We start from the raw sequence: 24,362 nt of genomic DNA, 5'->3' as shown, positions 1-24,362 counted from the left end.
TTGATTTGAATGTGTACATGTTTATTAGATATACCGAAATTTCGTCAACCTCTACAAGGATTAAATTTTCATCCAGTTATGCTTTGAGTTGTTCGTTCAGGCCGACGCAGTCGAGGGGGAATATTGACAAAAAAAATCAAGATTTACAGGCTTTCACCCCCTATGTAGATTTTGATGGCGCAAAAGTTGTTCACATTGATTTTCGATGGCATCGATAAAAATAAAAACGAAAAGGTGAAACGCATGGCTTGGTTAGGTTTCGCAATGGTCGTCACGTTTATGGCACTGATCATAAGCAAACGACTTTCTGCTGTGACGGCACTCATCCTCATTCCGGTTGCTTTCGGGCTGGCCAGTGGGGCGGGACCGGAACTGGGTGGGATGGTGATGGACGGCGTCAAGCAAGTAGCGCCCACCGCACTGATGTTGATGTTTGCAATCCTGTATTTCGCGATCATGTTTGACGCCGGGCTCTTTGAGCCTGCGGTACGGCGGATTCTGCGGTTTGTCGGCAATGATCCTCTTCGAGTCGTGCTGGGCACCGCACTGTTGGCCACTGTTATCTCATTCGACGGAGATGGTGCGACGACGGTCTTGATCGTCACGACAGCGTTCCTGCCGCTCTATCTGCGCCTCGGGATGAACCCGCTCATTCTGGCGTTGATGCTCCTGCTGACCAATACCGTGGTGAACCTGATCCCCTGGGGAGGGCCGGTCGCTCGCGCTGCCAGTGCCCTTCACCTTGATGTGGCGGATATGTTCCTGGGCCTGGTACCGGCCATGTTCGCGGGGCTTGCCTATGCGTTCGTCGTGGCGTTCTGGATCGGCCGCAAGGAACGGCGCCGCTTGGGCTGGACGCCCGGTACCCGGGACGTTGCACCGGAGGAGGTCGCCTTGCCGACCGTACAATCCGAAACACAGCGGCCGAAGCTTTTTTGGGTCAACCTGGCGCTCACCGCTGGGCTTATGTACGCCATGGCGACAGGGCTGGCACCTTTGCCGATGCTGATGATGGTGGGTTTTTCCCTCGCCCTGCTGATCAACTATCCGCGCTTGTCGGAACAGAAGGCTCGGGTGGCGGCTCACTCTGAAAGTGTGCTGATGGTCATCGCTCTGATATTTGCGTCAGGTGCGTTCACAGGGATTTTGTCAGGCACCGGAATGATCGATGGCATGTCAGGGAAAATTGTCCAGCTGATTCCCGACGGTGGCGGACAATACTTCAGCATCATTACCGCACTGGTGGCCTTGCCGCTGAACTTCCTGTTGTCCAATGACGCGTTCTTCTTCGGCATCTTGCCGGTGCTGGGTGCGGCGGGTGCCGAGTACGGTATTGATCCCATGCACATCGCCCGCGCGGCGGTACTGGGCCAGCCAGTCCATGCACTCAGCCCATTGGTTGCCGCGGTTTATCTCATTAGCGGGATCATCAAGCGCGATATGGGTGATATGCAACGATACTGCCTGCTCTGGGCCATAGGTAGCAGCCTTGTCCTGATTGTAACGGCTGTTATTACACGGGCAATTATCTGATCAATTAGTTTACTGCACCGAAGTTACACGGGCGCCAAGTTGCGTCTGCTCACGTCAAAATAAAAATAATAGATGAGGTGGTCGATGAAATCGATTAACGCCGTCGCGGTGACGTTGCTGTCGACATTGTTTGTATCTGATCTTTGTCTTTCGGCAACCATCAGCAATCCGGACAGGTTTCAGCATGAAGGTAAGTTGAATGCTTATCTTCGATCGATGTATATCAATACGCGGATATCCAACGATTTGATCGAAGATCGTTTCGGTGGTTTTCCGGACGGCTCCGAGTTGGGCGGGACAGGGGTGGGGGCGATCCTGGACTATAACTCCAGTTATTGGGCCGGTGTCGCAGGGTTCGATGCCTCGTTGTATGGCGTGGCGATGATCGACTCCAAAGACAATGGTCGGGACCTGTTTGACGACACCGACGGTAGCAACGGCGGCTTCGCAAAAGTCGGTCAGAGTTACTTCAAGTTGCGTTACGAGGGCGACGGCTGGAACGCCGACTCGCAAATAGGCCGGGGCCGGTTCGATGCGGGGACATTGGTCACCCTCGACACTCGGATCGTTCCGGGATCCTATCAAGGAGGCCGGGCTCACCTGAATTTTACCGAGATGGGCATCGGCCCGCTTCCCGGTACGCTGGGGTTTGAAACCGCTTACATCAACCGCACATCGCCTCGGGACCGGGAAGACTTCGAACACCTGCAGAGCCAGTCTGGCGAGGAAATAAAGGACCTGTACACCTATGGCGTCAAATACGATTTGAAGGCCATCGAGCTGAGTTACGACCATGGTGTATCGCGGGACTTCAATGAGAACACCCGTTATGGACTGACGCTGAAAGCACCTCTCGGCGATAAAGCCGGCATTGTATTGGACGCTCAATATTATGAGTTTGAAAAGGCCGGGCGAATCTGGACGCGCGATTGGCAGGCCGGCCAAGCCGCTTATGACGATGACGCGAAGTGGCTGAACATCAATGTGGGTTTGTTGTTCGATAAACTTCGCTTGGGCGTTTCATTTTCCGAGACAAAAGCCGAGTTGACCAACGGGCAATTGGGATACGCCTATTTCGATCATGGCGATAACGTCGATGGCAAGATGGATGCCTGGACTCGTTCTGGAAACGATTTTAATAACGACGGCGAGCGAACCTGGCAACTAGGGGCCGAGTATGACTTGAGCGGGCATTCGTTATTAGGGGCTTCGCTGGACGGTTTTAAAGTCATGACCATTTACAAACAAGGCGAGTTTGACGCTACCGACCCTTTTAGTGGCCGACGCACTGACGTGCGCGAACGGCAAAACGAATACCGTCTCTATTATCGTTTCGACGAAAAGGAGTATTCCGGCCTTTCCGTGGGTTTGATTTATATCGATTACCGAATCGACCAGGACTTTGTCGCCCTGGTGTCCGCTCAACCCGACAACGTCGTGACTGGCTCGGAAGCGCGGGTGTACCTGGATTACGCATTTTGATTGCCGGATATATATCGAGAGGCCAGTGATGTTTAAATCCCGCCACACCATAGTGGTTACGCAGCGGTTCTTCGATCCAGAAACCGTACACTTCCTAGAGAACCATGGCTGCGACGTTGTCATTGCGCAACTGGCCCAGGGGCAAGCGGATGGAGACCTGAGCGAACGCCAGTTGATCGATCTCCTGGCAGACGCCGACGGCTGGATCGTTGGGCACGCGAATGTCACATCGAGCCTGTTAAGCGCGCTCCCGCGTCTGCAAGTCATTGCCCGTCGTGGCGTGGGTTACGAGCGGGTCGATACTGCAGCAGTGGCTGCAGCGGGGAAGGTGGCGACCATCGCTATCGGCGGCAACGATGCAAGCGTCGCTGACCACACCGTTGCGTTGATGCTCGCCGTGTGCCGCCAGCTCAAACGCTGCCAGTCGGGGTTGTCGGCCAATGACTGGTCGATTCCCTTGGGAGGCGATCTGTACCGCAAGACCGTTGGCGTGGTCGGCTTGGGCCGGATTGGCCGGGGCGTGCTGCAGCGCTTGTCCGGGTTCGAAGTGAAGCCGCTGATCTACACCCCTCATCCAGACAGCGCACAGGTTGACGGCCTCCCTCGAAGTTGCTTTGTCGATCTGGAAACGCTGCTCGAGGAAAGCGATTTCATCACCCTTCATGCACCGCTCAACCCCCACACTCACGGGCTGATCGATAGCCGTGCGTTGAAGCGGATGAAACCCTCCGCGGTGCTGATCAATACCGCGAGGGGTGGGCTGGTGCGTGAGGCGGATCTGCTGTGGGCCCTGCGGGAAAATCAGTTGGCCGGGGCAGGGCTCGACGTATTCGAAAGCGAGTCGGATCCAGTGCTTTCGGTCGTGACCGAACAACTCATCCACCTCCCCAACGTGATCGTGACGCCCCATGTCGGCGCCTCCACGGTCGAGGGGCTCAATCGTACCAATCTGATTGCCGCTCAATGTGCGGTGGCCGTTCTGGAGGGGCGTAGCCCGCCTGGCCATTGCGTCATCGCTGACGGACGTCGCTCTACAGGCTTGAAGGAGAATCCATGAATACCCCGATTAAGGTGCTGACGCCAACGGGCGCCATTGGCACCGGTTTCCCACGGGCGGCGTTTGACCAGGCGCTGCTGGAACGACCGGACGTGATTGCAATGGACGCGGGGTCTACCGACTCCGGTCCTCATTACCTGGGCACCGGCACGACCAAGGCTTCGGCCTCGATACTGCGGGCCGAGTTGCGCGTGTTCATGCAGGCGCGGGCGCAATTGGGCATCCCGCTGATCATCGGCAGTTGCGGCACCTGTGGCTCCGACGCAGGCGTCGACTTGATGCGCAGCCTGTGCGAGGAAATCGCCGTCGAACTCGGTCAGGCCGTGCGCATCGCAAGCCTTTACAGCGAACAACCGGCAAGCGTCGTGAAACAAGCGTTGGCGCAGGGGCGCATCAGGCCTTTGCAACTGGATCACATCGACGAGGCCCTGGTCGAACGCTGCTCGCGAATTGTCGCGCTGATGGGTGTGGAGCCTTTCATTCATGCGCTTGAAGAGGGCGCTGATATCATCCTGGCGGGTCGTTCCACCGACACGGCGGTGATGGCTTCGCTGCCGATCTTGCGCGGGGCCCATCAGGGCGCCGCGTGGCATGCCGGAAAGATCCTGGAGTGCGGCGCGTCCTGCACGACGACGCCCGCCAACGCGGTGGTAATGGCCGCGATTGACGACACGGGATTCACCATCAAGGCCATCGGCGAGGACGCCCGGCTTACCCCAAGTTCGGTCATGGCCCACATGCTGTATGAAAACAGCAACCCCTACGTACTCGTCGAGCCCGGTGGCGTACTGCACGTGGAGGGGGCGGTCTACACCGCGTTGGACGAACAGACCGTGCGGGTCGAAGGTTCGGTCTGGACGCCAAGCGAAGACTACACCGTCAAGTTGGAGGGGGCGGCGCCGTGCGGCTTTCAATCGGTGGTCATGAGTATTGTCCGTGATCCGGAGTACGTGGAGCGCTTCGATGAGTGGCTTGCCTATCTGGATTCGGTCATGCGTCAGCGAATCGAAAAACACCTGGGCATCGGTGCCGATGACTATGACTTGCAGTTCCGCGCCATCGGCAAGAATTCAGCCTTGGGAGCGCTTGAATCACGGGTGGGCACCCCCGTGGAAATCGGCGTCATGGCAATCGCGACGTCGGCGACCGCCGAGCGCACCCAGGACATGGTCGCGTTGCTCAATCCTTACCTGCTGCACTTTCCGTTGCCCGGCGACAAAGACCTGCCCACCCACGCGTTTCCTTTCTCGCCGGCCTCGATGGACCGGGGCGTGGTGCATGAGTTCGTGCTCAGTCATGTGATGGTCGTGGCGGATCCGTTGGCACCTTTCCGGTTTGTTATCAAGACAGTCGAGGGCGTGTGAGATGAACACTCTGCAAACATTGGGTTATGAGATCCGCTCCAAGAACGCCGGGCCGTTTTCCCTGACCATTGATGTGTTCTGCAAGGACTCGGACACCTTCGCGCAACTGGCAGCGGAGCCAAAGTTGCAAGCACCAGCGATTGCCGAGCTGTTCCGCAGGCCTGCGCAGTCGATCAGCGTTTTCCCCATCGAGGCGCTGAGCGTGATCAAGATCAGCCTGCCGCGTCCTGTGGTACAGGGCGCCTTGCAGGACCGCGACATGCATGGGGCTCAATGGGCATTCATCCTGCTCGACGCGCTAGGAACCGGTGAGGACGATCGGCCATGAGTCGCATTGAATGCCTGTCGGCGGATTCACCTCCGCCGGTTCACCCTGATCTGGTGGCCGTGGCTACGATGCTGCGCGAACAGGGGCTGCTGCCGATTGTTCATGGGGATGTGCAAAGTGTCCGGGTGCAACTGGAACGGATCAATGCCTGGGCGGCACACCGCAGCGTGTCGCTGTCCTATGAGCGCACCTTGGGGTTTGCCGTCGATGGCCGAACGGTGCCCTGCAAGCTCTATTGGCCGGAGGGCGATGAGACGCCTTGCTTGATGTTCTATTGCCATGGCGGTGGATTTCGCCACGGTTCGCTCGCCGGCTGGGACGCGCCGCTGCGCCAGCTGGTGCGCGACAGTGGCCTGGCGGTGCTGTCCATCGACTATGCGCTGTCGCCGGAACATCATTTTCCGGTGGCGTTCAACGAGGTGGTGTCGATTGTCAGCCGGGTCATCAAGCTGGGCGCGATCACCGATTGTCCTGTACGCGGTTATGCCCTGGGCGGGGATTCGGCGGGTGCCAACCTGGCCTTGGGGGCTGCGATTGCCTTACGCGATGCGGGATTTGATGTGCTGCAGCAGTTGTTGCTGTTCTACGGCAGCTACTCGCGCGACATGAGCTCTGATTCGTGGCAAAGGTTGGGTGGGTACGGGGGGCAGAATCTGTCGGTCGAGACCATGGGCGCCTACTGGGCGAATTACCTGCTCAATGACGAGGATGACTGGCGGGTGCAGCCGATCATCGCTGACTTGGCCGGCCTGCCACCCGTGCGATTGGTGGTTGGCGAACTGGACCCGTTACTGGATGAAAACCGTGAACTGGCGAGCCGACTGGGAAGCGCGGGTGTGGCGACGAGCCTGCAAGTGCTCGCGAACATGACCCACGGATTTATCCGATTCAATGAGGTGGCCCCTGTCGTGGGCAATGTCATTGCTGCGCAGGGCAGCGCTTTGCGCAAGGCACTTTTCGCTCAGGTGAACTGCCCATGAACCTGTTTCGAATCGCGGGCTTTGCACGAATTTGCATCGGCTCATTCGTCGTTATGGCGGCCAATGCCCTGGCGACCGGCACGCTTCCCGTTGGCCCAGACGCGGGAGACGGAACGCTGTCGGCGTTTTACCGCTGGCCTGAGGCAATGCCCGCGTTGCCCGGTGCCTTGCTGCGAAGCGAGACGCTGGCGGTGCAACCGCAGCTGCCCGCGGCCGCGCAGGCTTTGCGCCTGCTCTACAGCTCAACCGACGAGCGCTGGCACTCCGGGCTCGTTCCGGTCAGCGGGGCGTTGTACCTGCCAAGGGGAAGTCCACCGGCGCAAGGCTGGCCGCTGTTGGCCTGGGCCCACGGTACGCTGGGGATTGCCGATGCCTGCGCGCCGTCCTGGACTGGATGGCGCGACCGTGATGCGGCGTACATCAATCGTTGGCTGGCGCACGGCTTCGCGGTTGTCGCCACCGATTATCAAGGTTTGGGAGGGCCAGGGCCGCATCCCTATACGTTCTGGCAGGCCGAGGGACGCTCTGTTCTGGACTCGATTCGCGCTGCCCGTTCGATCAGGCCGGGCCTGATTGCCCCTTACACGATCCTGGCCGGGCAATCCCAGGGGGGAGGGGCGGCGTTGGGCGCGGCGATTCTTGCCGGTCGCTACGCACCGGAGCTTTCTATCCGGGGCGCAGTACTTACGGCCCCGAACAGCACATTTCCCCATGGCCCCATTGCGCTGCCGCCTCGGCATTCCAATACGGTGTTCCTGGCATTGGCGTCCGGTGGCTTGCGCGAGGAGGGGCCACGGATAGAGGAGATCCTGACGGCCAAAGGTCTTGAACTGCTGAGTGTCGCCCGGCAGGGCTGTACCCGTGACATTGCGCTCAAATCCAAAGCGTTGCAGGTAGGTTCGCTTGCCGAGCTTTTGACCATTGCCCCCGAGGCGTTGGATGCTGCGCGCATCCCAACGACCGACATGCCACAGGCGTCGATTGCCTTCCCGTTATTCATTGCCACCGGCCAGGCCGATCAAACGATCACGCCCGTGCGGCAGTATGCGGTCGCGGCGGCGTTGTGTGCCGCTGGTAATCAAGTCACCTGGCGGACTTATGAAGGCCTGGGCCATGACGGGGTGCTGCTTGGTTCATTGGACGATGCATTTGCCTTCGTCGGGGCCCAGCTCGAGGGGCCGGGCCATGGCGCGAATTGCTCGGCTTTGCAACGGCCCGGTCCGCCGGGTGAAAGGGATGCAGAAGCGCCATTTAACGACGATTGAGTGCATCCCAATGGGAGCGAGCTTGCTCGCAATGGCGGCGGGTCAGGCGATGAGGCGTCGGCTGGGATGGCCTCATCGCGAGAAAGCTCCCACATTGATCCGGGCATGGCCCGACCTGACATAAGAGGCGATGGATACCCGAGGCGAATGCTGCAGGCATCGGGTATGAACTGGCTGCCCGGCTGCACACGGGCCTGCGCTGCCGGTCGGATGATTGCCATCGCTGACTCGAAGATGCCATCAGGTTATCCCTGAGGATGGACTGTCGTAGCGCGCTCTTTTGTGCTCATTTCTGGCACCGGTAAGTCGGCGAGATAACGGTCGGCATGACCAACCCACAAGCCACCGCAGCACTGACGGCCTGTTGGCGGCTTACCGAGCCCAGCTTGCGTCGCGCATTGAGCAGGTGGAAGTCGATGGTGCGTTCGGAGCAGGTCAGGATGTGGCTGATTTCCCAGGTGGTCTTGCCTTCGCTGGCCCAGTACAGGCAGTCCATTTCCTTGGGCGTCAGGTCCTGGCGCGGTTGGGCAGGCCGTTGCAATTGATGTCGTATCCCGGCGAGCAGGTAGGGGATGAGCATGAACAGTTGGTAGACGGCAGGGTTGGAAAACCCTTTCTGTTCGGTGATCTGTGTGTCGTCGAAGGCCACGCTCAAGGTTCCCCTGAGCATTTCGTAGCGCAGTGGGATGCTCACGCCGCTGCGCAGGCCGTGTAGCTCGCGTTGCTCCCAGAAATGCCGGGAGCGTCCCCGGGCGCGCCGTCGTTCGCTGTCCCAGAAAAGCGGCACCAGCTCGCGTCGACAGTGCCTGAGTATCGGGTCGATCTCGATCAATCCGTCACAGCGGTAGTGTTCCAACCAGCGTTTGGGAAAGGTGGTAATCAGGCCAGCGAGAGGGTCGGTATCCCTCGGCGTTGCCGGCCCGAGGCTGATGAGGTAGCTGCCGAAGCCGAGTTGGCGCAGCACTTTGTTCAGCAGGCGCTCCCAATCGCAACGGTTGGCATCCTTGGCGAGGCTCGTGAAGGCGGCCAGCGTAGCGGCACGCTCGGCCTGGGTCCGGCCGCAGGCGGGGGAGTGGTGTTTGTCCATAAACGGATCGCTCTCGTTGTAGCAGGAATGACGCAGTCGCAGTACGGGGAAGGAAGGGGCGCATGCCCCTTCCGGATGGATCACTTGTGCACGTGACACCGGATGAAGCTGCGGAACAGGTCCAGGCCGTTTTCGGTGAGGATGCTTTCAGGGTGGAACTGCACGCCTTCTACCGGCAGGTGGCGATGGCGCACGCCCATGACATAGCCGTCGTCCGTGGATCTGGACGTGATCTCCAGGCAGTCGGGTAATGGCTGCTCGCTGATCATCAACGAGTGGTAGCGGGTCGCCCGAATCGCCTGTGCCTGGGTGTGGTCATAGACGCCCTTGCCGTCGTTCTCGATCGTGCTCACCTTGCCGTGCATCACGTGTGGAGCCCGGCAAACCTGGGCACCGAAGGCCAGGCCGATGGCCTGGTGACCCAGGCACACACCCAGCAGCGGCAGGCGTCCCTGAAAGTGCCTGATCACTTCGATGTAGCCCACATCGGCCGGATGACCAGGCCCAGGGCCCAGCACGCAGAAATCCGGCGAGAACGCTTCAATGCGCTGGATGAGGTCCGGTACGTCGTGACGCTCGACGTGGGTTTCCAGCCCCAGTTGTTCCAGGTATTGGCTGATGATGAAGACGAAGCTGTCATAGGCGTCGATCAAGAATACTTTCACAGTGCGATCTCCTGGCCGGTCACTGCCCGATAGACGGAACCCATCTTGTACAGCGTCTCTTTCCACTCAAGCTCTGGCACCGAATCGGCCACCACTCCGGCGGATGCACGCAAGTGGTACGTACCCTCATCGAAGACCGTCGAGCGAATGCACAATGCGGTGTTGACGCTGCCATCGAAACCGACCAGGCCCAGGGCCCCGGCATAAATGCCCCGGCGGTTGCTTTCCATCCCTTCGATCAGCTCCATCGCCCTGACCTTGGGCGCGCCGGACATGGTGCCCGCAGGGAACGAGGCCTTGATCACGTCGTAGGCATCCAGGCCCGGGCGCAGCAGGCCGCGAACGTTCGACACCATGTGGTAGAGGTGCGAGTACTCTTCCACCAGCATGAACTCATCGACCTCCAGCGAGCCGGCCTGGCACACGCGACCGATATCGTTGCGACACAGGTCGATGAGCATCAGGTGTTCGGCGCGCTCCTTCTCGGAGCGGGTCAGCTCCAGGACCAACTGAGTCGGATCGACGCCAGGCTTCTTGCCCACGGTGCCGGCGATCGGGCGCATCTCGATCAAGTCGTCCTTGATCCTGACGAACAGCTCGGGGCTGGCGCCGATCAAGTCGATGCCGCCTACGTGGGCCAGGTACATGTAGGGGGAAGGGTTGCGCAGGCGCAGGTTCTGGTACACATCGAACGGCGAAACCTGCGAGCGGATGCGAATCTCATGACCGAGCTGGATCTGGTAGACGTCGCCGGCGCGGATGTGCTCCATCGCCACTTCGACACGCTCGACGAATTGCTCCGGGGTCACCGTGCGCTCTTCCTCGAAGCCCTCGGGGTACGGTAGCGGGGCCAGCGCCTCGGATGCCGGGGTTGTGTTCAGGAAGGGGTAGTCCTCCAACGTGCGGGGCGACCAGAGATCGTGGTTATTGATCAGGGTTTCGACGATGCCATTGCTGTGGAAATAAACCAGGGTCTGATAGACCGACAGGGCAATGAGCGGGTAGTCGTAGGTCTGTTTGGCCAGATCGGGAAGTCGCTCGATCAGGCGAACGCAGTCGTAGGAGAAATAGCCGAAGAAGGCCAGGCTGGAAGGGGCATTGGATGCCGGTTGGAACGTTGCCTGGATCGCCCGGAGCAGGTTCCACGCAGCCTCGCTGTCGGGTAGATGGATCTTGTGTTCCGGATCGACCTGCATGCCCGCTTGCCGCAGGCTGGCGGACAAATGTTCACACAGGGCGGCGCAGCCTCGCAGTTGGGCCTGGCCCTCATCGATGCACACTTCGAAAAGCGGTTCGAGCCCGATGATCGTCGCCCGGCGATCACGGCTTGGGCCGGACAGTGATTCAAGAATGAAAACAGACTCGCGACCGAGTTGTTCCAGTGCATTTGCATATATGCCAAGTGCATCCGTAGGTCGACGTTCTTCACGGCGAAGAACATTCACGCCAATTAAATTTTTATTCACGGTTAATACCATATTCAAGGTGTAACGATTCAGGCGCTCGATTAAGAGAGCGCCACGGGAATATAAAGCGCGCAGGCACTTTAAATACGTGTTGACGGATATTCTGAATAGACGGGACGGACGCTGTTCATGTCGCGCGCACTAAAAAGCTTGCAATGGATTGCAGCCAATTGTTGCGCAGGACACAAGACGCGAGCGCCTTCGATTTCAGAGGGGAAAGATCAGGACGTTGCTGGCAGGCAGCAGACAGGCTCCGGTCTTCGCTAGATTAGCGACGCCAGATATTGCTTTTGAAGATGGCCAGAATGGCCCGGGAACAGCTGTCGGGATAGCTGTGGGAGGAACTGATAGCAGAAAGGTGATAGTACATTTTTAGACATCCCAGTCTTGGCTAAGCACTGCGGGAATAATTGGCAGTGCGGCGAAATTACCAGCGTGCCCTGGGGCGTGTCAACTGCTGAGGGCATATTAATCTTTCATTCATTTCTGAATGTCGACAGAGCTATCCCTGCGCGTATGTAGCCGCGCGTGCTTTTAACAAGAAACTCGTGCGCGCACAACTGCGAGATAGCTCAGCTGGGTATTTATAAGTTCTGTTACTAACGTAGCGGCCGTTGAGTTCCAGTAACCCATCAAACCTGAGCGGCTGAAATGAAAGAGCATTTAGAGACATTCAAGAAGCGGTACGATCCGATTCATCATGCCTATTGGACCGACGTCCTCAGCGACACCGAGCTGGCGGCCTGGCACCAGGCACAGTTGCGGGAAGTGGTCGGCCACGTGAAGCGGTCCTCGCCGTTCTATTCCAGGCACCTTGCCCAGGTCGACGAGCGTTCGCTGACCTTGGATGACCTCGCCACCTTGCCATTCACGACCAAGGATGATCTGCGCGAAGCAGGCTTCGACATCTTGTCCGGCCCGCTGGAAGACAGCATCTTCTATTACGAGACCACGGGGACCACCGGGCCCGCCACGCCATGCCCGCGGGACCGCAAGGAGAGCTACGCGAGCAATCGCCAACTGGCCATGGCCTACCAGGCCGTGATCGAAAAGCATTTCCCGGGCGAAAAGACCGTGGTCGGCATCATGGGACCTACCGAGGTCCATTCCTTCGGTGACACCCTGGGCGATGTCTGCACCCAGCTCGACCTGTGCAATGCCAAGATCTGGCCGCACTCACCGGTGATCGGTTGGCCCAAGGCACTGCAACTGCTCAAGGACCTGCGGATCGGCGTGCTCGCATCGGCGCCGGGGCTCTTGCTGGCCATGGCCAAGGAAGCCGAGCGCCAAGGCTTGAACCCACGCGAGGACTTCGCCCTGCGCGCGTTCATGATGAGCGGCGAGCTGTGCACCCCTGCGTTGAAGAACAACCTCTACAGCCTGTGGGGCGCGCAGGCCTACAACAGCCTGTATGGCTCCCAGGAAGCGATGATCATCGCGGCCTGCAACGCCAACGACCAGTTGGTGCCGCATCGCCTCAACTACATCATCGAGGTGCTCGATCCCAAGTCCGGGGAAAGCCTGGGCTGCACCGGCGACGGTGAGTTGTGCGTGACCATGCTGATTCCCGGCAGCAAGCCGTTGATTCGCTACCGCACGGGTGATCTGGTTTCGATCCAGTCGCGCCCCGGCTATGCGCAATCGATGCGCCAGACCGTCAAGGTCGTCGGCCGGGTGAAGGATGCCGTGCAACTGAACGATCGCGCCTTTTCGGCCGCACAGATCGAGCAGGCGCTGCTTGAAGGCGTCGAACAATGCCTTGGTTACCAGATCATCCTCAGTCGCGCCAATGATCGCGACACCGTCATCGCCAAGTTGGAAATGTCGCGCTTCTTCGAAGGCGATCGTGGACGTCTGGTGCTGCTGATCAAGGAGCGCCTGCGCGAACGGCTGGGGGTCGATGCCACGGTCATGGTGGTGGGCGATCTGGCCGAGCATGTGAACCTTGGCAGTTGGTTCAGTTGGAAAGAAGCGCGCATCGTCGATCAGCGTCAAGGCCAGTGAGGTCAGCGATGAGCCTGTCTGTTCGCGTGATTGACAACGCCAATGAACTATTCGAGTCCGTCAGGCAACTCAGGAGTCGCTACCTGGGGACCAACCCGGCACGGGAGGACGACTTCGAGCGAAGGGAGCAGGTGCGCGACGCCTTGTCCTATCACCTGGTCTACCTGGACAAGGACGAAGTGGTCGGGACGTTGCGCGTCACGCCGCTGGGTCATGGCCTGAGCTTCGTCGAGCGAGCGGTCGACGTGCAGGCCTATTTCGAACAATCGACGGATGCCTTCGATGCCAATCGCCTGGTGCTGGACGAGCGATACCGCGGTGGTCGGCACCTGCGCATGTTTCTCCTGCAAGCGGCCATTTGGCTGAAAGCCAACACTCACCTGCGATTCATCTCGGCACTGTGCCGCGGCCAATTGGCTGCGCTCTATGTCGGCCTGGGTGGGCGCGTGCTGGTGGATGACGTTACCTGGACCGGGGAACAGGTCGAGCGGCGCTACAGCCTCGTCTACCTGGAACTCGAAAGTGTTTACCTCAATGTTAAAGGAGCCAATTGAAATGCAAGCATTCTTCAAGGAACTCGACGCTATCGTCGACGCGGGCTGGGCCCAGATCAAGCAGGGCGCCTACTGGAAATTCAGCCTGGACAACCCAACGCCGCCAGCCCTCTACCAACAGCTCATGCTGCAGGTCTACCACTACACCCGCTACAACTCGGTGAACCAGGCCGCCTGCGCCTTCAGTGCCGATCCAGAGGAAACGACGCTGTTGCGCTTCGTCTACAAGCACGCCTTGGAAGAGCTGGGCCACGAGCGCATGGTGTTGCGTGACCTAGAGTCGGTCGGGCTGTTGCCGCAAGCCATGCCGGCGCCCCTGGCGCCGACCCAGGCACTGATCGCCTTTCTCAACGATGTGGCCATCCGCAAGGGGCCGATCGCTCGCCTGGGCTACAGCTACTGGGCCGAAGACGTCTACGAGCACATCCAACCGATCCTGGAACGGTTCCGTGCCGACCTGGGCTTGAAGGATGAGCAGATGACCTTCTTCGTCGCCCATTCGACCATCGACGAGAAGCACGCCGAGGAAGTGCGTATGGCGATGCAGCGTGCGGTGAAGACCGAAGCAGATCGTCGTCAGATCAAGGAAGTGGCACGCGTCACGCTCTGGCTGACCGGACAGTTGATGGAAGAGGCTTTGCGCGCCTACCTGGCTGGCGAAGAAGGGTTGCGGGAGGCGTCCTGAGTCATGAATCTGATCATCATTGTCGGGTCAAGCCGACCTTGTGGTGTCAGTGCACGGGTGGTGGCGCTGGTGCGCCGCCACTTGGGCGAGGAGGTCGCGGTCGATGATATCTGGCTCAAGGATTACCGGATCGACTACTGCGACGCCGACAACGCCTGTTCCGACCAGGACTGCCAAGTGCAGGACGACGTCGGGCAGTTGGTGGCGCGGCTGGACCGCGCCGATGCGGTGCTCTATCTCCCCGTCATGCATGCCTACGGCACCAACAGTCGCTTCCAGGCGTTTCTGGAGCGAGTCGGCTATGGTTTCCTGCGGCCTCGGGAGCGTCCGCTGCGCGACAAACTCGCGGCAATTGCGGTCGTCGGCCGACGCTATGGACACACGGCGGTTTTCTCCCAGGTCGCGCTGAATGTGCTGCTCAACAAAATGATTCTGGTCGGCTCGGGATTTCCGCCGTGCTTCCAGACTCAACTGGCCCACGATCCTGAAGCGGAACAGGCCCTGCGCGAGACATTGGACCGGCTCTGCGAGCATCACTGTCGACTTAACCCCCCAGTACTTGCGACAGGCAAGCCGGAAAGAATCCTGCGGCCCATTCAATTTCAGAAGGGATAACTGTCATGCCATTGAAAGACTCATTGCTCGCGTTACTGGTCGCGTTTCTCTGGGGCGCGCAGGTCACTGCAGTGAAAATCGGCGGCGCCGAGTTGCCGCCTATCCTCATGGTCGCCATGCGCTACGCGATCATGGCGCTGTTTCTCCTGCCGCTGCTCAAACGCGTCAAGCGTGAGCAGTTTGCGTCCGTGGCCCTGATCGCCACGATTACCGGGACCTTGCATTTCGGTTTGCTGTATTGCGGTATCGCTCGGGTAGACGCCTCTACCTCGGCGATCATTTATCAATTGGCGGCACCGTTTACCCTCGTCCTGGCATTCGCGTTATTGGGGGAAGTCCTGAAACTGCGGCTCCTGGCGGGCATCGTGCTGGCGTTCGCCGGTGTCCTGGTGCTATTGGCTACGCCATCGGCGGGCGGGACGTTCATCGGCATGTTGCTGGTGGCGCTGGCGGCCTTGGCATTCGCTGCCGGGTCAGTGTTGACCAAGCGTCTCGGGCCACTGGATCCGCTGGCCTTGAGTGCCTGGACCGCGGTCATCGCCGCACCGCAACTGTTGCTATGGTCGTTCGTCCAGGAAGGCGAGCAATGGACGCGCGTCTACACGGCCAGCGCCCAGGCGTGGTGGGCGGTGCTCTACACCGCACTCAGTGGTGGTCTGCTGGGGTTCGGTCTGTGGTTCTGGTTACTCGGTCGCAACTCGATGCAGCAACTGAGCCCGTACCTGCTTCTGGTGCCGGTGTTCGCGATCGCTGTCAGCCAGGTCATGCTCGCCGAAGGTTTCAGCCAGCGCCTGGTGATCGGCGCCGTGTTGACGCTGTCAGGCGTGGCGCTATGCCAACTGCGCCTGCCGGCAAGATTCTTTCTCAAGGCCGGTAGCAAAGGGCAAGGAGTGGCGGATGAACCGCGTTGATCGATTGCTGCTCGGCACTTTGCGCCTGGTCCACCGCTGGCAGTTCGGTTTGAAACTGCGCTGGCACACCGGTAAGCATGGACGCCTGGCCTATCTGCAAAGCCCTGCACGGCAACAGCGGACGACGCTGGTCATGCTCCATGGCTTGGGTGCCAGCAAGGATCAGTGGGGGCCTGCGATGCTGGGCATGGCGCGCCATCACCACTGCGTTTTCGTCGACTTGCCGGGGCATGGCCAATCCGTGTACGAGGCGGGTGCCGGCTTTGGTCCCCTGGCAATGCTGGCGGAACTCGAAGGCTTGCTGGATACACTCGTCGAGGGTCCCTTCGTGCTGGTCGGCAGCTCTTTGGGCGGGTGCGTGGCCGGCCTGTATGCCGCCAAACACCCGCAGCGTGTCAGTCACTTGGTCTTGCTGGCGCCTGCCGGTCTGGGCGAGCAAGCGCTAGGCCCCACGTTGAAAGCCAGCCTGCAAGGGGCGGGCACGGTGTTTGGCTATCGTACGATCGAAGAGATGAAGCGCTTCTGGAGCCTGGTGTTCCAGGCGCCGCCCGAGGTAGGAGGGCGCTTGGCCCAGGCCATGGCGGCCAGCGGCAAGTCGAGGTTTGCCGCGGTGCAGCGGGTCGTCGAGGATTTCCGTCGCGAAGGCCTGGACGTGCTGCTCGAACGGTTGCCACAGATCGCTGCCAAGACGCTGGTGATCTGGGGCCGGCATGACCAGGTATTCTTGCCGGCGACCCTGGACAACCTGCTCCAGCAACTGCCCGATGCACGCGGCGAGTTCATCGAGGACGCCGGCCATGTGCCCTATCTTGAACGGGGCGCCGAGGTGGTGGCGGCCATCACAGGGTTCATTGCAACGTCCAGGGTCTAGCCGGATTCGATCAAAGCCTGGCCGCCAAAGTCCCCTTTCTGACCTCCCATAGCCTCAACAGTCGGGTAGCGCTGCCGTAACGTGCACCTGACTGCGCACGCAGAGGGAGCGTCCTGATGAATCGTAGAACCTTTATGCTCGGCACCGCCGGAGTGGGCGCATTGATGGTCGGGGCGGGGGCGCTGTTGCGTCCGAGCGATCGGGGCAGCCCCTACAACGAGTACTTCCGCGCGTTGAACCAGGAGCTCAAGCGCCATGGGCCGATGCGCCCCGTGATGCTGATTGACCTGGACCTGCTCGATCACAATATCGATGTGGTCACGCAATCCGTTACACGCGCCGGTAAACATTTGCGTCTGGTGGAGAAATCCCTGCCATCACCGGGACTGTTGGCGTACATCGCCAAACGTACCGATACCCGGCGACTGATGTCGTTTCATCAACCGTTTCTCAATCACGACGCGGTGACCTTTCCCGATGCTGACATCTTGCTCGGCAAGCCTTTGCCGGTACGCTCGGCCGAGGTGTTTTACCAAACCCACAAGGGCGCCTTCGACCCTTCCAGGCAACTGCAATGGCTGCTCGATACCCCCCGGCGGCTGATGGATTACCTGGCATTGGCGCAAGGCCTGGGCATCCGGATGCGGGTCAATATCGAGCTGGATGTCGGCCTGCACCGTGGCGGAGTCGCTGACCACGCGGTGCTCGGCGAGATGCTGACGCTGATCAGTGCGCATCCGCAGCAGCTCGAATTTTCAGGCTTCATGGGGTATGACCCGTTTGTCGGCATGGGCGTGCCCAGGGTCCTCGCTTCGTCCCAGGCGTTGTTCGACAAGGTGATGGTCATTTACAACGGCCATGTGAATTACCTGCGTGAACACTTCCCTGCGCTTTGGCACGAAGGGCTCACGCTCAATACCGCCGGTAGCCCCAGCTACGGTATACATGAGCAGGAACGCTTGAGCAGCGAGGTTTCGGTGGGAACGGCGTTTCTCAAGCCGACCCATTACGACCTGCCATCGCTGGTCGAGCATGTGCCGGCGGCCTTTATCGCAACGCCGGTGCTAAAGAGCACTGGCCCCGTCAATTTCCCAGCCCTGGATGACAAGTCCCGATTGTTCTCCTGGTGGGACCCTAACCAGCGTGCAACATTCTTTCTCTACGGCGGTAACTGGATGGCCGAGTTCGAGTCACCCAAGGGGCTGCAAAGCAATGAGCTCTATGGTCGCAGCTCCAATCAGGAAATGGTCAACGGCTCCCTGGCCGTAGGGTTGAACGTGGAGGACCAGGTGTTTTTACGGCCGACCCAGACTGAATCCGTGCTGCTGCAATTTGGTGATTTGCTGGCCGTGCGCGGTGGGAAGATTGTTGAAACCTGGGCGGTGTACTGATTGGCGCAGGGAGGCGAGCTTTTGGCTTGGCCGAGAAAGCGTCCTCAAAGACGCCCCCGCAACAGAAACAGCACCAGCGCCACCAGGCAGGCCATCGTCTGAATCCCACCCAGCGTCGTGACCGGCGCGAAGCTCAAGACCGAGGCCAGCCAGGTGGTCAGGGCAGCCGCACCCATGGAGAGAAAACCCAGCAATGCGGAGGCCATCCCGGCTTCCTTGCCGAAAGGCCCCATGGTGATTGCCGTGCCCAGCGGATTGGCCAGGCCCATGCCCCACAGGAAGGTGATCATCGAGAGGGCATACCACCCAAGACCAGGCGCGGCTGGGCCGACGAGCAGCAGGCCGCCGCCGGCCATGGCACAGGCAATGCCCACGAGTGTGGCGATTCGGGCGCCATGACGATGCGCCAGGCGCGGGGCCGCCATGCCGGCTGCGAACACGACGAATACCGTAGCGGCGAAATACAGGCCGGTTTGCAACGAGGTCAGGCCAATACCTTGCATCAGGATGGCGGGCGCCGCCGCGAAGGAGGCGAACAGGCCGCTCATCAGCAGGCTCATTGAAAGGGCAGGGAGGATGAAGCGCTTGTCCAGCGCCAATCTGCCATAGGCGAGCACCACGCTCTTGGCCGAGTGCGGCGCCCGGCGATCGGCGGGATGGGTTTCTCCGAGGTCGCGTACGTAGAAAAAGGCCAGCACCACGGCGGCCAGTCCCACCAGGATGAAGATGGCGCGCCAGCCGAGCGTGACGGACAGGACGCTGCCGGCCAGCGGCGAAAAACCCGGCGCCGCGGCAGTGGCGATCATCGTCAGCGACAGGGCGCGGGCCAGGGTCTCGCCTTCGAACAGATCCCGTGCGATGGCGCGCGACAGCACCGAGGCTGCGCACACGCCCAACGCCTGGACGACGCGTCCGGCGATCAGCACATCAAGGGTGGTGGCAAGGCCGGCGATGACGGTGCCGACCACGAACACTGAAAGGCCGCCGAGCACCAGTTTCTGGCGCCCGTAGCGGTCGGCCAGCGGCCCGACCACCAGCTGGCCCAAGGCGAACGTGATGAAGAAGCTGGACAGCGTCAGGCCGAGCTCGCGAGCGGTTACGCCCAGGTCTTTGCCGATCTCCGCGAACGCCGGGAGGATGATGTTGGTGGACAGCATGCTGATCGCCGCCAGGCCTGCAAGCAGCGCCACGACTTTGCCGGTCAATGGTTGTGTGGAAGCGTGCGGTTGCGTAGCGGTAATCGCCAATGAAGTTCTGGCTTCCATACATCCTCTCCTAGGCTTGGTTGGCGGGCAAAGGCATTGATGCCAAACGCCAAGACTGTGGTTCGCGAGCTCGGTGCAGTGATGGAGACTTACACATGACGCTCATAATATTTTCATGAATATGATGATCGTAATCTCTTGCGTCAAGTTAAATATCTGGAGTGCGCAGGCAGGATTTCACTGTTGCCTATAAGTAGGAACGAGGGAGAGCGGATGGGGAGGGTGTGAGGTCGACGCTTTTCAAGCGTCGTGACCTCGGTATTTGGTAGGTCCGGATCGAAAGATGTCTCAAACGGCCGGTCGACGCATCGCCAGAATGGCCGCGCCGAAGCCGATGAACGTCGAGCCGACCAGCCTGCTGATCCACACGGAAAACGCTGGCCGTTTCAGTACGCCTTTGGCCTGGGCCGCAATGGCGGCATACAGGCTCAAGGAAACCAGCGACAAACCGGCGAATATCGAGGTAAGGAGCAGAAACTGCGGCAGCAGTGCGGCGCTCTGGTCGATGAATTGCGGGAACAGGGCGGTGAAGAACATCGTCGCCTTGGGGTTGGTGATGGCTGTCAGAAAGGCCGACTTGTATAGCTTTGAACGCGATGGCTTGCTGGTCTTGCCATCGGCTTGCACATCCTGCGCGAGTATCGGGCTCTTTTTGAACAACTGCCTGGCGCCCAGGTAGAACAGATAACCCGCCCCCAGGACTTTCACGGCGTTGAACAGCCATTCGGAGCTGGCGAGCAACGCGCCGAGACCCAGCATCGCGGCGGCCGACAAGCAGAACAGCCCGCTGGCGTTGCCCACCGACGACCACACCGCGTAACGCGGCCCGTAGGCCAGGCTGTTATTGATCGCCATCAAGGTGGCCGGTCCAGGACTGGCGATGGCGATGGCCGCGACCAGGGTAAAGGCGAGAATTGAGTGCAGTTCCATTGTTCACATTCGCGACTGATTGAGAGGATGTGCATCCTACAGGAGAACCTGGGGTTGTCTGAATACAGCCGCCATAACGTTTCTATCGATGCAGCCGCCCTCGGGGTGTCCATCGAGTGGTTCGCGACCCTGCTGGGGCCTTGCCTTGGGCACTGAGCCGTTGGGGCGGCTTTAATGCTACAGTCCGGCCTTTCCTGGGGAGGGGCGCGTCATGCGGATCGTATTAATGGCTTTGACGATGGCGCTGCTGGGCGGATGCGCCACGGCCAACGAGACCTTTGGCATGGGACAGCTCTGCGGTCGCCATCCTTACTGCGGTGCGGCGACCGACATCGAGATCATCAAGGCCTCGACGAATGACAACGACGTGTATTCACGCGCGCTGGCACCGTTTGCAGTCGTCGACCTTCCGTTTAGCATCGTCGCCGATACGCTGATCCTGCCTTATACGATTTTTCATATGAGGCCTGCCGAGGAGTAGGGGGAGTGCCTCGACCGGTTGAATGCGCCTGGCCGGGTCACCAACATTGGCAACCCCAAGTCCATGGCTTTCAATGCCGCTGTTTTTTCAGCCGCGGCTCCCGCCCACGTTTCGCCAGGCACGTTTTTGTCGATGCTGGCAGTTGTCGTGGTGGTTTCAATGGCTTGGTATGGAATGGTCGCAATTATGCTTTCGCAGCCCAGGATTGCTTGTGCCTATCAAGGTAGGAAAAAAGCAATTGATCGACTGTGTGGTGGTTTGATCTTGTCTCTGGGGGTTCGCCAGCTGGTTTAGCGAGTAGCCGTTGCTGGAGCAAGCCTTCGTCGTTATACGCCAGGTTGGTCTTCCGCTGACCGACCTGGCGCTGGACGAAGTGACTGTACCGCACTAGCGGTTGATCGTTCCCACGCTCCTGCGTGGGAATGTCGCCAGGGACGCTCCGCGTTCCGCTTCTGGATGTGACGCAGAGCGTCACCGGTTGCATTCCTACGTCTTGCTGCACCGAAGGTTCGCGCATTTGTCGATTTCATGTGCGCCAGGTACGCGGATATGCCTCTGGTGCTGAAGGGATAGGGACGATCAATATCACGTCGGGTTGTCGGCAATGAGCCTCACCCTGTGGCAATCGGCCGGTTCGAGTTTCTGACCGTTTGAGGAACGAACATCCATCGGCATGAGCGCCTGCCCGGACGTATTGTCCAGCAGCACGGAACGCGTTTCTCCTGGCTCGAACAGGAAGCGTTCGCCCCACTGTCGCAGGCTGACCACGACCGGAAAGATTTCCCGGCCTTTGTCCGTCAGGACGTACTCCTTGTAGGCGCTTCCATCGGATGCGGGTCGAATGTCTAACACACCGGCCTCGACCAACGCTTTGAGTCGCGAAGCCAGAATGTTCTTGGCCACGCCCAGGCTCTTCTGAAATTCGCTGAAGCGGCGAATGTCATCGAATGCGTCACGGATGATCATGAGCGACCAGCGATCGCCAATCACGTTCAGTGTCCTGGCTACCGGGCATTCGCTGTTTTGTGAAGCGTTTTCCATTTTATTGACCTTCTGAAAAAAGGATCGCAAGTCCGGTCGATGTCTGTGGTTGCAAATTGAAACCTGATCGAGCAACAATCCACTCAGGTTTTTAATTGAAACCAGTTTAGCGCCAAGGAGAAGCGCATGACAGCCGATGTCGACTGTTTCACCCAGCAGCCTTCGGACAAACAGGGGGGCGAGGGAGCTTGCTCCCGCTTGAGTGCGAAGCGCTCACGGAAGGGGCCGCTTCGCAGCCCAGCGGGAGCAAGCTCCCTCGCCACAGGTTCTTTGAATGAGCAGCAGTGCCCGGGGCTTTCGCCGGCGCTCACGTTATTGTTTTCCGTGACCTGCGCACTGGCCGTCGCCAATGTCTACTTCGCCCAGCCTTTGCTCGCTTCAATGGCCGAGAGCCTGGGCGTCGCGCCAGGATTGATCGGGGTGGTGGTGACGGCCACTCAGGTGGGTTACGCGCTGGGGTTACTGTTCATCGTCCCGCTGGGGGACAGGGGCAACCGTAAACGACTGGTTTGCGCGCAATTGGTGTTGTCCGCGCTTGTGCTGGCGGCCGTCGGTGCAGCCCAGCATTGGTTGGCTTTGCTGGGGGCGATGATCGTGATGGGCTTGCTGGCGGTGGTTGTCCAAGTGCTGGTGGCCTATGCCGCCGTGCTGTCCACGCCCTCCCAGCGGGGGCAGGCCGTGGGAACCGTCACCAGCGGCGTTGTCCTGGGTATTCTGCTGGCGCGGTTTACCTCTGGAGTGATCGCCGATCTGGCGGGCTGGCGCGGGGTTTATTTCGTTTCCGCGGGATTGATGCTGACCATCGCGGCGGTGTTTTGGGCGGTGGTGCCTGCCGCCGTGTCGTCACCAGACCGGCAGCCTTACCTGGCGCTTATCCGGTCGCTGTTCAAACTGTTCATGACCGAGCCGGTGCTACGGATCAGGGGGCTGCTGGCCTTGCTGATCTTTGCCGCGTTTTCGGTGTTATGGACCGCCATGGTGCTGCCGCTGAGCGCCGCGCCGCTGGCGCTTTCACACACGGCCATCGGCCTGTTTGGCCTGGCCGGCGTCGCCGGGGCCCTGGCAGCCAGAAGGGCCGGCCGGTGGGCGGATCAAGGCTTCGGACAACGCGTTACCGGCTGGTCGCTGGGGCTGCTGATGCTCTCCTGGCTGCCCATCACGTTTACCGAGACCTCCCTGATCGCACTGGTGTGCGGCGTGGTATTGCTCGACTTCGCGGTACAAGCCGTGCATGTCACTAATCAGAGCTTGATCTTCGCTGCACGGCCCGACGCCCAAAGTCGCATGGTCGGTGCTTATATGTGCTTCTACTCGGTGGGCAGCGCACTGGGCGCGGCGGCCGCGACCCAGGTTTATGCGCTGTGGGGCTGGATGGCGGTCAGCCTGCTAGGCGCCTTGATCAGCTTCGCCGCGCTGGCGGTGTGGAGGCTCTCGCTTCATTGCGGCCACTGCTCAAGCAGGATCGAGACAAACTTCTCCGCAGCCGGGGAAAGCGATGCGCCCCGGCGGTAGACCAGGCCCAGCGAGCGGTTTACCACCGGCTCGATCAGCGGCACGCTGACCAGCGTTGGATGATCCCCGGCCGGCATCGCCAGGCTGGGCATCGCCGACACGCCGAGGCCAGCCTCGACCAGTCCCAGCGACGTCGACAAGTGCTGCACTTCGTAAAACCACTGCGGGCGCCAGCTCAGGCCCGACAGTGCATGGTCCAGCAGCATGCGGTTGCCGCTCAGGCGACCGACGCCGATCAGCCGATAATCACTGAGTTCCGACCAGGTAACCGCACTGCGTTCAGCCAGTTCATGATCGCGCCGGCAGGCCAGCACAAAGGGTTCGTTGACCAGGGGTACGAACTCGATGTCCGGGTGCTGGCCGCTCATCATGTTGATGCCGAAGTCGGCTTCACCACGCAGTACCGCTTCGAGTCCTTCGTTGGCGCTGAGGTCGAGCAGGCGGATGCGGATTTTCGGGTAGCGCTCGTTATAGAGGCGAATCACCGAAGGCAGGAAATAGAACGCCGCCGTGGGGATGCACGCCAAGGTCACCCGGCCGATCTGCCGCTCCGCCAGCTCGCGGATGTTGAGAATCGAGTCATCGAAATCATCCAGCAGCCGCCGCGCCTTGGGCAGGAAATCACGGCCGACACTCGTCAGGCTGACCTTTCGTGTCGTGCGATCGAGCAAAGCGGTGCCCAGACCCTCTTCGAGTTTTTTCATCCGTCGACTCAGGGCCGGTTGTGACAGGTGCAGTGCATCGGCGGCTTCGTGGAAACTGCCCAATTCGGCAATTTTCACGAAAGATCGTATGTCCTGGAGCTCATATTCCATGTTCTACCTCACCGGGGAGGGGATGCGCAGTGCGAATCATCGTAAAATAATTCATTTGCG

The 24,362-nt window shown here is 60.2% G+C and carries 23 protein-coding genes and 1 pseudogene; 17 read left to right on the top strand and 7 right to left on the bottom strand.

The features are described from left to right. Positions 1–243: 243 nt before the first annotated feature. The 7 genes from V7773_RS11325 to V7773_RS11295 all read left to right on the top strand — a co-directional run bounded on the left by V7773_RS11325 (position 244) and on the right by V7773_RS11295 (position 8,009). Positions 244–1,533, top strand: coding sequence for a CitMHS family transporter (locus V7773_RS11325; protein WP_336073498.1), 1,290 nt, complete (start codon positions 244–246; stop codon positions 1,531–1,533). Between the two features lie 84 nt (positions 1,534–1,617). Further along, positions 1,618–3,015: an OprD family outer membrane porin gene (locus tag V7773_RS11320; protein WP_336073419.1), complete on the top strand. Its 1,398-nt coding sequence runs from the start codon at positions 1,618–1,620 to the stop codon at positions 3,013–3,015. 28 nt (positions 3,016–3,043) lie between these two features. Then, the gene (locus V7773_RS11315; RefSeq protein ID WP_336073417.1) at positions 3,044–4,072 is read left to right on the top strand and encodes a phosphoglycerate dehydrogenase; all 1,029 of its coding nucleotides are present in this window, start codon (positions 3,044–3,046) and stop codon (positions 4,070–4,072) included. Then, on the top strand, positions 4,069–5,436 hold the full coding sequence (locus V7773_RS11310) for an acyclic terpene utilization AtuA family protein (RefSeq protein WP_336073416.1): 1,368 nt from the start codon (positions 4,069–4,071) through the stop codon (positions 5,434–5,436). The genes V7773_RS11315 and V7773_RS11310 overlap by 4 nt, the downstream gene beginning before the upstream one ends. 1 nt (position 5,437) lies before the next feature. Beyond that, positions 5,438–5,764 (top strand): DUF4387 family protein, encoded by a 327-nt coding sequence (locus V7773_RS11305; protein ID WP_092344649.1) that lies wholly within the window; start codon positions 5,438–5,440, stop codon positions 5,762–5,764. Next, positions 5,761–6,744 carry an alpha/beta hydrolase fold domain-containing protein gene (locus V7773_RS11300; protein WP_336073415.1) on the top strand — a complete coding sequence of 328 codons (984 nt, stop codon included), beginning with the start codon at positions 5,761–5,763 and terminating at the stop codon, positions 6,742–6,744. Before V7773_RS11305 ends, V7773_RS11300 begins: the two co-directional genes overlap by 4 nt. Beyond that, on the top strand, positions 6,741–8,009 hold the full coding sequence (locus V7773_RS11295) for an alpha/beta fold hydrolase (protein WP_336073414.1): 1,269 nt from the start codon (positions 6,741–6,743) through the stop codon (positions 8,007–8,009). The genes V7773_RS11300 and V7773_RS11295 overlap by 4 nt, the downstream gene beginning before the upstream one ends. 286 nt (positions 8,010–8,295) lie before the next feature. On the opposite strand, the gene V7773_RS11290 is transcribed toward V7773_RS11295, so the two are convergent. The 3 genes from V7773_RS11290 to V7773_RS11280 all read right to left on the bottom strand — a co-directional run bounded on the left by V7773_RS11290 (position 8,296) and on the right by V7773_RS11280 (position 11,239). Next, a complete protein-coding gene (locus V7773_RS11290; RefSeq protein ID WP_072339179.1) occupies positions 8,296–9,096 on the bottom strand; it encodes an autoinducer binding domain-containing protein in 801 nt (266 codons plus the stop codon). Positions 9,097–9,176: 80 nt separating this feature from the next. Continuing rightward, on the bottom strand, positions 9,177–9,761 hold the full coding sequence (locus V7773_RS11285) for an anthranilate synthase component II (RefSeq protein ID WP_063321726.1): 585 nt from the start codon (positions 9,759–9,761) through the stop codon (positions 9,177–9,179). Beyond that, positions 9,758–11,239, bottom strand: a complete 1,482-nt coding sequence (locus V7773_RS11280) for an anthranilate synthase component I family protein (protein ID WP_336073495.1) — start codon at positions 11,237–11,239, stop codon at positions 9,758–9,760. Before V7773_RS11280 ends, V7773_RS11285 begins: the two co-directional genes overlap by 4 nt. Before the next feature lie 639 nt (positions 11,240–11,878). Here V7773_RS11280 and V7773_RS11275 point away from each other — a divergent pair. The 7 genes from V7773_RS11275 to V7773_RS11245 all read left to right on the top strand — a co-directional run bounded on the left by V7773_RS11275 (position 11,879) and on the right by V7773_RS11245 (position 18,258). Further along, complete coding sequence (locus V7773_RS11275; RefSeq protein WP_092142179.1) at positions 11,879–13,231, top strand: phenylacetate--CoA ligase family protein; 1,353 nt, start codon at positions 11,879–11,881, stop codon at positions 13,229–13,231. A gap of 8 nt (positions 13,232–13,239) precedes the next feature. Then, a complete protein-coding gene (locus V7773_RS11270) occupies positions 13,240–13,785 on the top strand; it encodes a hypothetical protein (protein ID WP_003200646.1) in 546 nt (181 codons plus the stop codon). 1 nt (position 13,786) lies between these two features. Beyond that, a complete protein-coding gene (locus tag V7773_RS11265; protein ID WP_063321722.1) occupies positions 13,787–14,470 on the top strand; it encodes an iron-containing redox enzyme family protein in 684 nt (227 codons plus the stop codon). A 3-nt stretch (positions 14,471–14,473) separates the two neighbouring features. After that, positions 14,474–15,085 carry a flavodoxin family protein gene (locus V7773_RS11260; RefSeq protein WP_336073412.1) on the top strand — a complete coding sequence of 204 codons (612 nt, stop codon included), beginning with the start codon at positions 14,474–14,476 and terminating at the stop codon, positions 15,083–15,085. A 5-nt stretch (positions 15,086–15,090) separates the two neighbouring features. Further along, complete coding sequence (locus V7773_RS11255; RefSeq protein WP_092142176.1) at positions 15,091–15,996, top strand: DMT family transporter; 906 nt, start codon at positions 15,091–15,093, stop codon at positions 15,994–15,996. Then, positions 15,983–16,867 carry an alpha/beta fold hydrolase gene (locus V7773_RS11250; protein WP_336073411.1) on the top strand — a complete coding sequence of 295 codons (885 nt, stop codon included), beginning with the start codon at positions 15,983–15,985 and terminating at the stop codon, positions 16,865–16,867. The genes V7773_RS11255 and V7773_RS11250 overlap by 14 nt, the downstream gene beginning before the upstream one ends. A 185-nt stretch (positions 16,868–17,052) precedes the next feature. Further along, positions 17,053–18,258 carry a DSD1 family PLP-dependent enzyme gene (locus V7773_RS11245; protein ID WP_336073494.1) on the top strand — a complete coding sequence of 402 codons (1,206 nt, stop codon included), beginning with the start codon at positions 17,053–17,055 and terminating at the stop codon, positions 18,256–18,258. A 44-nt stretch (positions 18,259–18,302) separates the two neighbouring features. Here the strand turns inward: V7773_RS11245 and V7773_RS11240 are convergent, their stop codons facing one another. Beyond that, complete coding sequence (locus V7773_RS11240) at positions 18,303–19,523, bottom strand: multidrug effflux MFS transporter (RefSeq protein ID WP_336073410.1); 1,221 nt, start codon at positions 19,521–19,523, stop codon at positions 18,303–18,305. Positions 19,524–19,811: 288 nt separating this feature from the next. Next, positions 19,812–20,453: a LysE family translocator gene (locus tag V7773_RS11235; protein WP_003200689.1), complete on the bottom strand. Its 642-nt coding sequence runs from the start codon at positions 20,451–20,453 to the stop codon at positions 19,812–19,814. A 211-nt stretch (positions 20,454–20,664) separates the two neighbouring features. On the opposite strand from V7773_RS11235, the gene V7773_RS11230 reads away from it, so the two are divergent. Next, positions 20,665–20,934 carry a YceK/YidQ family lipoprotein gene (locus tag V7773_RS11230; protein WP_028236548.1) on the top strand — a complete coding sequence of 90 codons (270 nt, stop codon included), beginning with the start codon at positions 20,665–20,667 and terminating at the stop codon, positions 20,932–20,934. A gap of 30 nt (positions 20,935–20,964) precedes the next feature. Beyond that, a pseudogene (locus tag V7773_RS11225) lies at positions 20,965–21,228 on the top strand (LysE family transporter); the annotation flags it as partial. 291 nt (positions 21,229–21,519) lie between these two features. Here V7773_RS11225 and V7773_RS11220 read toward each other — a convergent pair. Continuing rightward, positions 21,520–21,975 carry a winged helix-turn-helix transcriptional regulator gene (locus V7773_RS11220; protein ID WP_336073409.1) on the bottom strand — a complete coding sequence of 152 codons (456 nt, stop codon included), beginning with the start codon at positions 21,973–21,975 and terminating at the stop codon, positions 21,520–21,522. A 126-nt stretch (positions 21,976–22,101) separates the two neighbouring features. Here V7773_RS11220 and V7773_RS11215 point away from each other — a divergent pair, with 126 nt between their 5' ends. Then, entirely contained in the window at positions 22,102–23,487 is a 1,386-nt protein-coding gene (locus tag V7773_RS11215) for an MFS transporter (protein WP_442963476.1), read from the top strand. On the opposite strand, the gene V7773_RS11210 is transcribed toward V7773_RS11215, so the two are convergent. Continuing rightward, positions 23,412–24,302: a LysR family transcriptional regulator gene (locus V7773_RS11210; protein WP_003200706.1), complete on the bottom strand. Its 891-nt coding sequence runs from the start codon at positions 24,300–24,302 to the stop codon at positions 23,412–23,414. The two genes, V7773_RS11215 and V7773_RS11210, sit on opposite strands and share 76 nt — an antisense overlap. Positions 24,303–24,362: the final 60 nt, after the last annotated feature.

The sequence above is a fragment of the Pseudomonas sp. 3JA genome, assembly GCF_036961705.1.
Classification (GTDB): Bacteria; Pseudomonadota; Gammaproteobacteria; order Pseudomonadales; family Pseudomonadaceae; genus Aquipseudomonas; species Aquipseudomonas fluorescens_Q.
This window is presented reverse-complemented; position numbering and strand designations above follow the sequence as displayed.

Coding starts and splice junctions, on each gene's coding strand:
- V7773_RS11325 (WP_336073498.1), top strand. CDS start 244: ATGGCTTGGTTAGGTTTCGCAATGGTCGTCACGTTTATGGCACTGATC.
- V7773_RS11320 (WP_336073419.1), top strand. CDS start 1,618: ATGAAATCGATTAACGCCGTCGCGGTGACGTTGCTGTCGACATTGTTT.
- V7773_RS11315 (WP_336073417.1), top strand. CDS start 3,044: ATGTTTAAATCCCGCCACACCATAGTGGTTACGCAGCGGTTCTTCGAT.
- V7773_RS11310 (WP_336073416.1), top strand. CDS start 4,069: ATGAATACCCCGATTAAGGTGCTGACGCCAACGGGCGCCATTGGCACC.
- V7773_RS11305 (WP_092344649.1), top strand. CDS start 5,438: ATGAACACTCTGCAAACATTGGGTTATGAGATCCGCTCCAAGAACGCC.
- V7773_RS11300 (WP_336073415.1), top strand. CDS start 5,761: ATGAGTCGCATTGAATGCCTGTCGGCGGATTCACCTCCGCCGGTTCAC.
- V7773_RS11295 (WP_336073414.1), top strand. CDS start 6,741: ATGAACCTGTTTCGAATCGCGGGCTTTGCACGAATTTGCATCGGCTCA.
- V7773_RS11290 (WP_072339179.1), bottom strand. CDS start 9,096: ATGGACAAACACCACTCCCCCGCCTGCGGCCGGACCCAGGCCGAGCGT.
- V7773_RS11280 (WP_336073495.1), bottom strand. CDS start 11,239: ATGGTATTAACCGTGAATAAAAATTTAATTGGCGTGAATGTTCTTCGC.
- V7773_RS11275 (WP_092142179.1), top strand. CDS start 11,879: ATGAAAGAGCATTTAGAGACATTCAAGAAGCGGTACGATCCGATTCAT.
- V7773_RS11270 (WP_003200646.1), top strand. CDS start 13,240: ATGAGCCTGTCTGTTCGCGTGATTGACAACGCCAATGAACTATTCGAG.
- V7773_RS11265 (WP_063321722.1), top strand. CDS start 13,787: ATGCAAGCATTCTTCAAGGAACTCGACGCTATCGTCGACGCGGGCTGG.
- V7773_RS11260 (WP_336073412.1), top strand. CDS start 14,474: ATGAATCTGATCATCATTGTCGGGTCAAGCCGACCTTGTGGTGTCAGT.
- V7773_RS11255 (WP_092142176.1), top strand. CDS start 15,091: ATGCCATTGAAAGACTCATTGCTCGCGTTACTGGTCGCGTTTCTCTGG.
- V7773_RS11250 (WP_336073411.1), top strand. CDS start 15,983: ATGAACCGCGTTGATCGATTGCTGCTCGGCACTTTGCGCCTGGTCCAC.
- V7773_RS11240 (WP_336073410.1), bottom strand. CDS start 19,523: ATGGAAGCCAGAACTTCATTGGCGATTACCGCTACGCAACCGCACGCT.
- V7773_RS11235 (WP_003200689.1), bottom strand. CDS start 20,453: ATGGAACTGCACTCAATTCTCGCCTTTACCCTGGTCGCGGCCATCGCC.
- V7773_RS11230 (WP_028236548.1), top strand. CDS start 20,665: ATGCGGATCGTATTAATGGCTTTGACGATGGCGCTGCTGGGCGGATGC.
- V7773_RS11220 (WP_336073409.1), bottom strand. CDS start 21,975: ATGGAAAACGCTTCACAAAACAGCGAATGCCCGGTAGCCAGGACACTG.
- V7773_RS11215 (WP_442963476.1), top strand. CDS start 22,102: ATGACAGCCGATGTCGACTGTTTCACCCAGCAGCCTTCGGACAAACAG.
- V7773_RS11210 (WP_003200706.1), bottom strand. CDS start 24,302: ATGGAATATGAGCTCCAGGACATACGATCTTTCGTGAAAATTGCCGAA.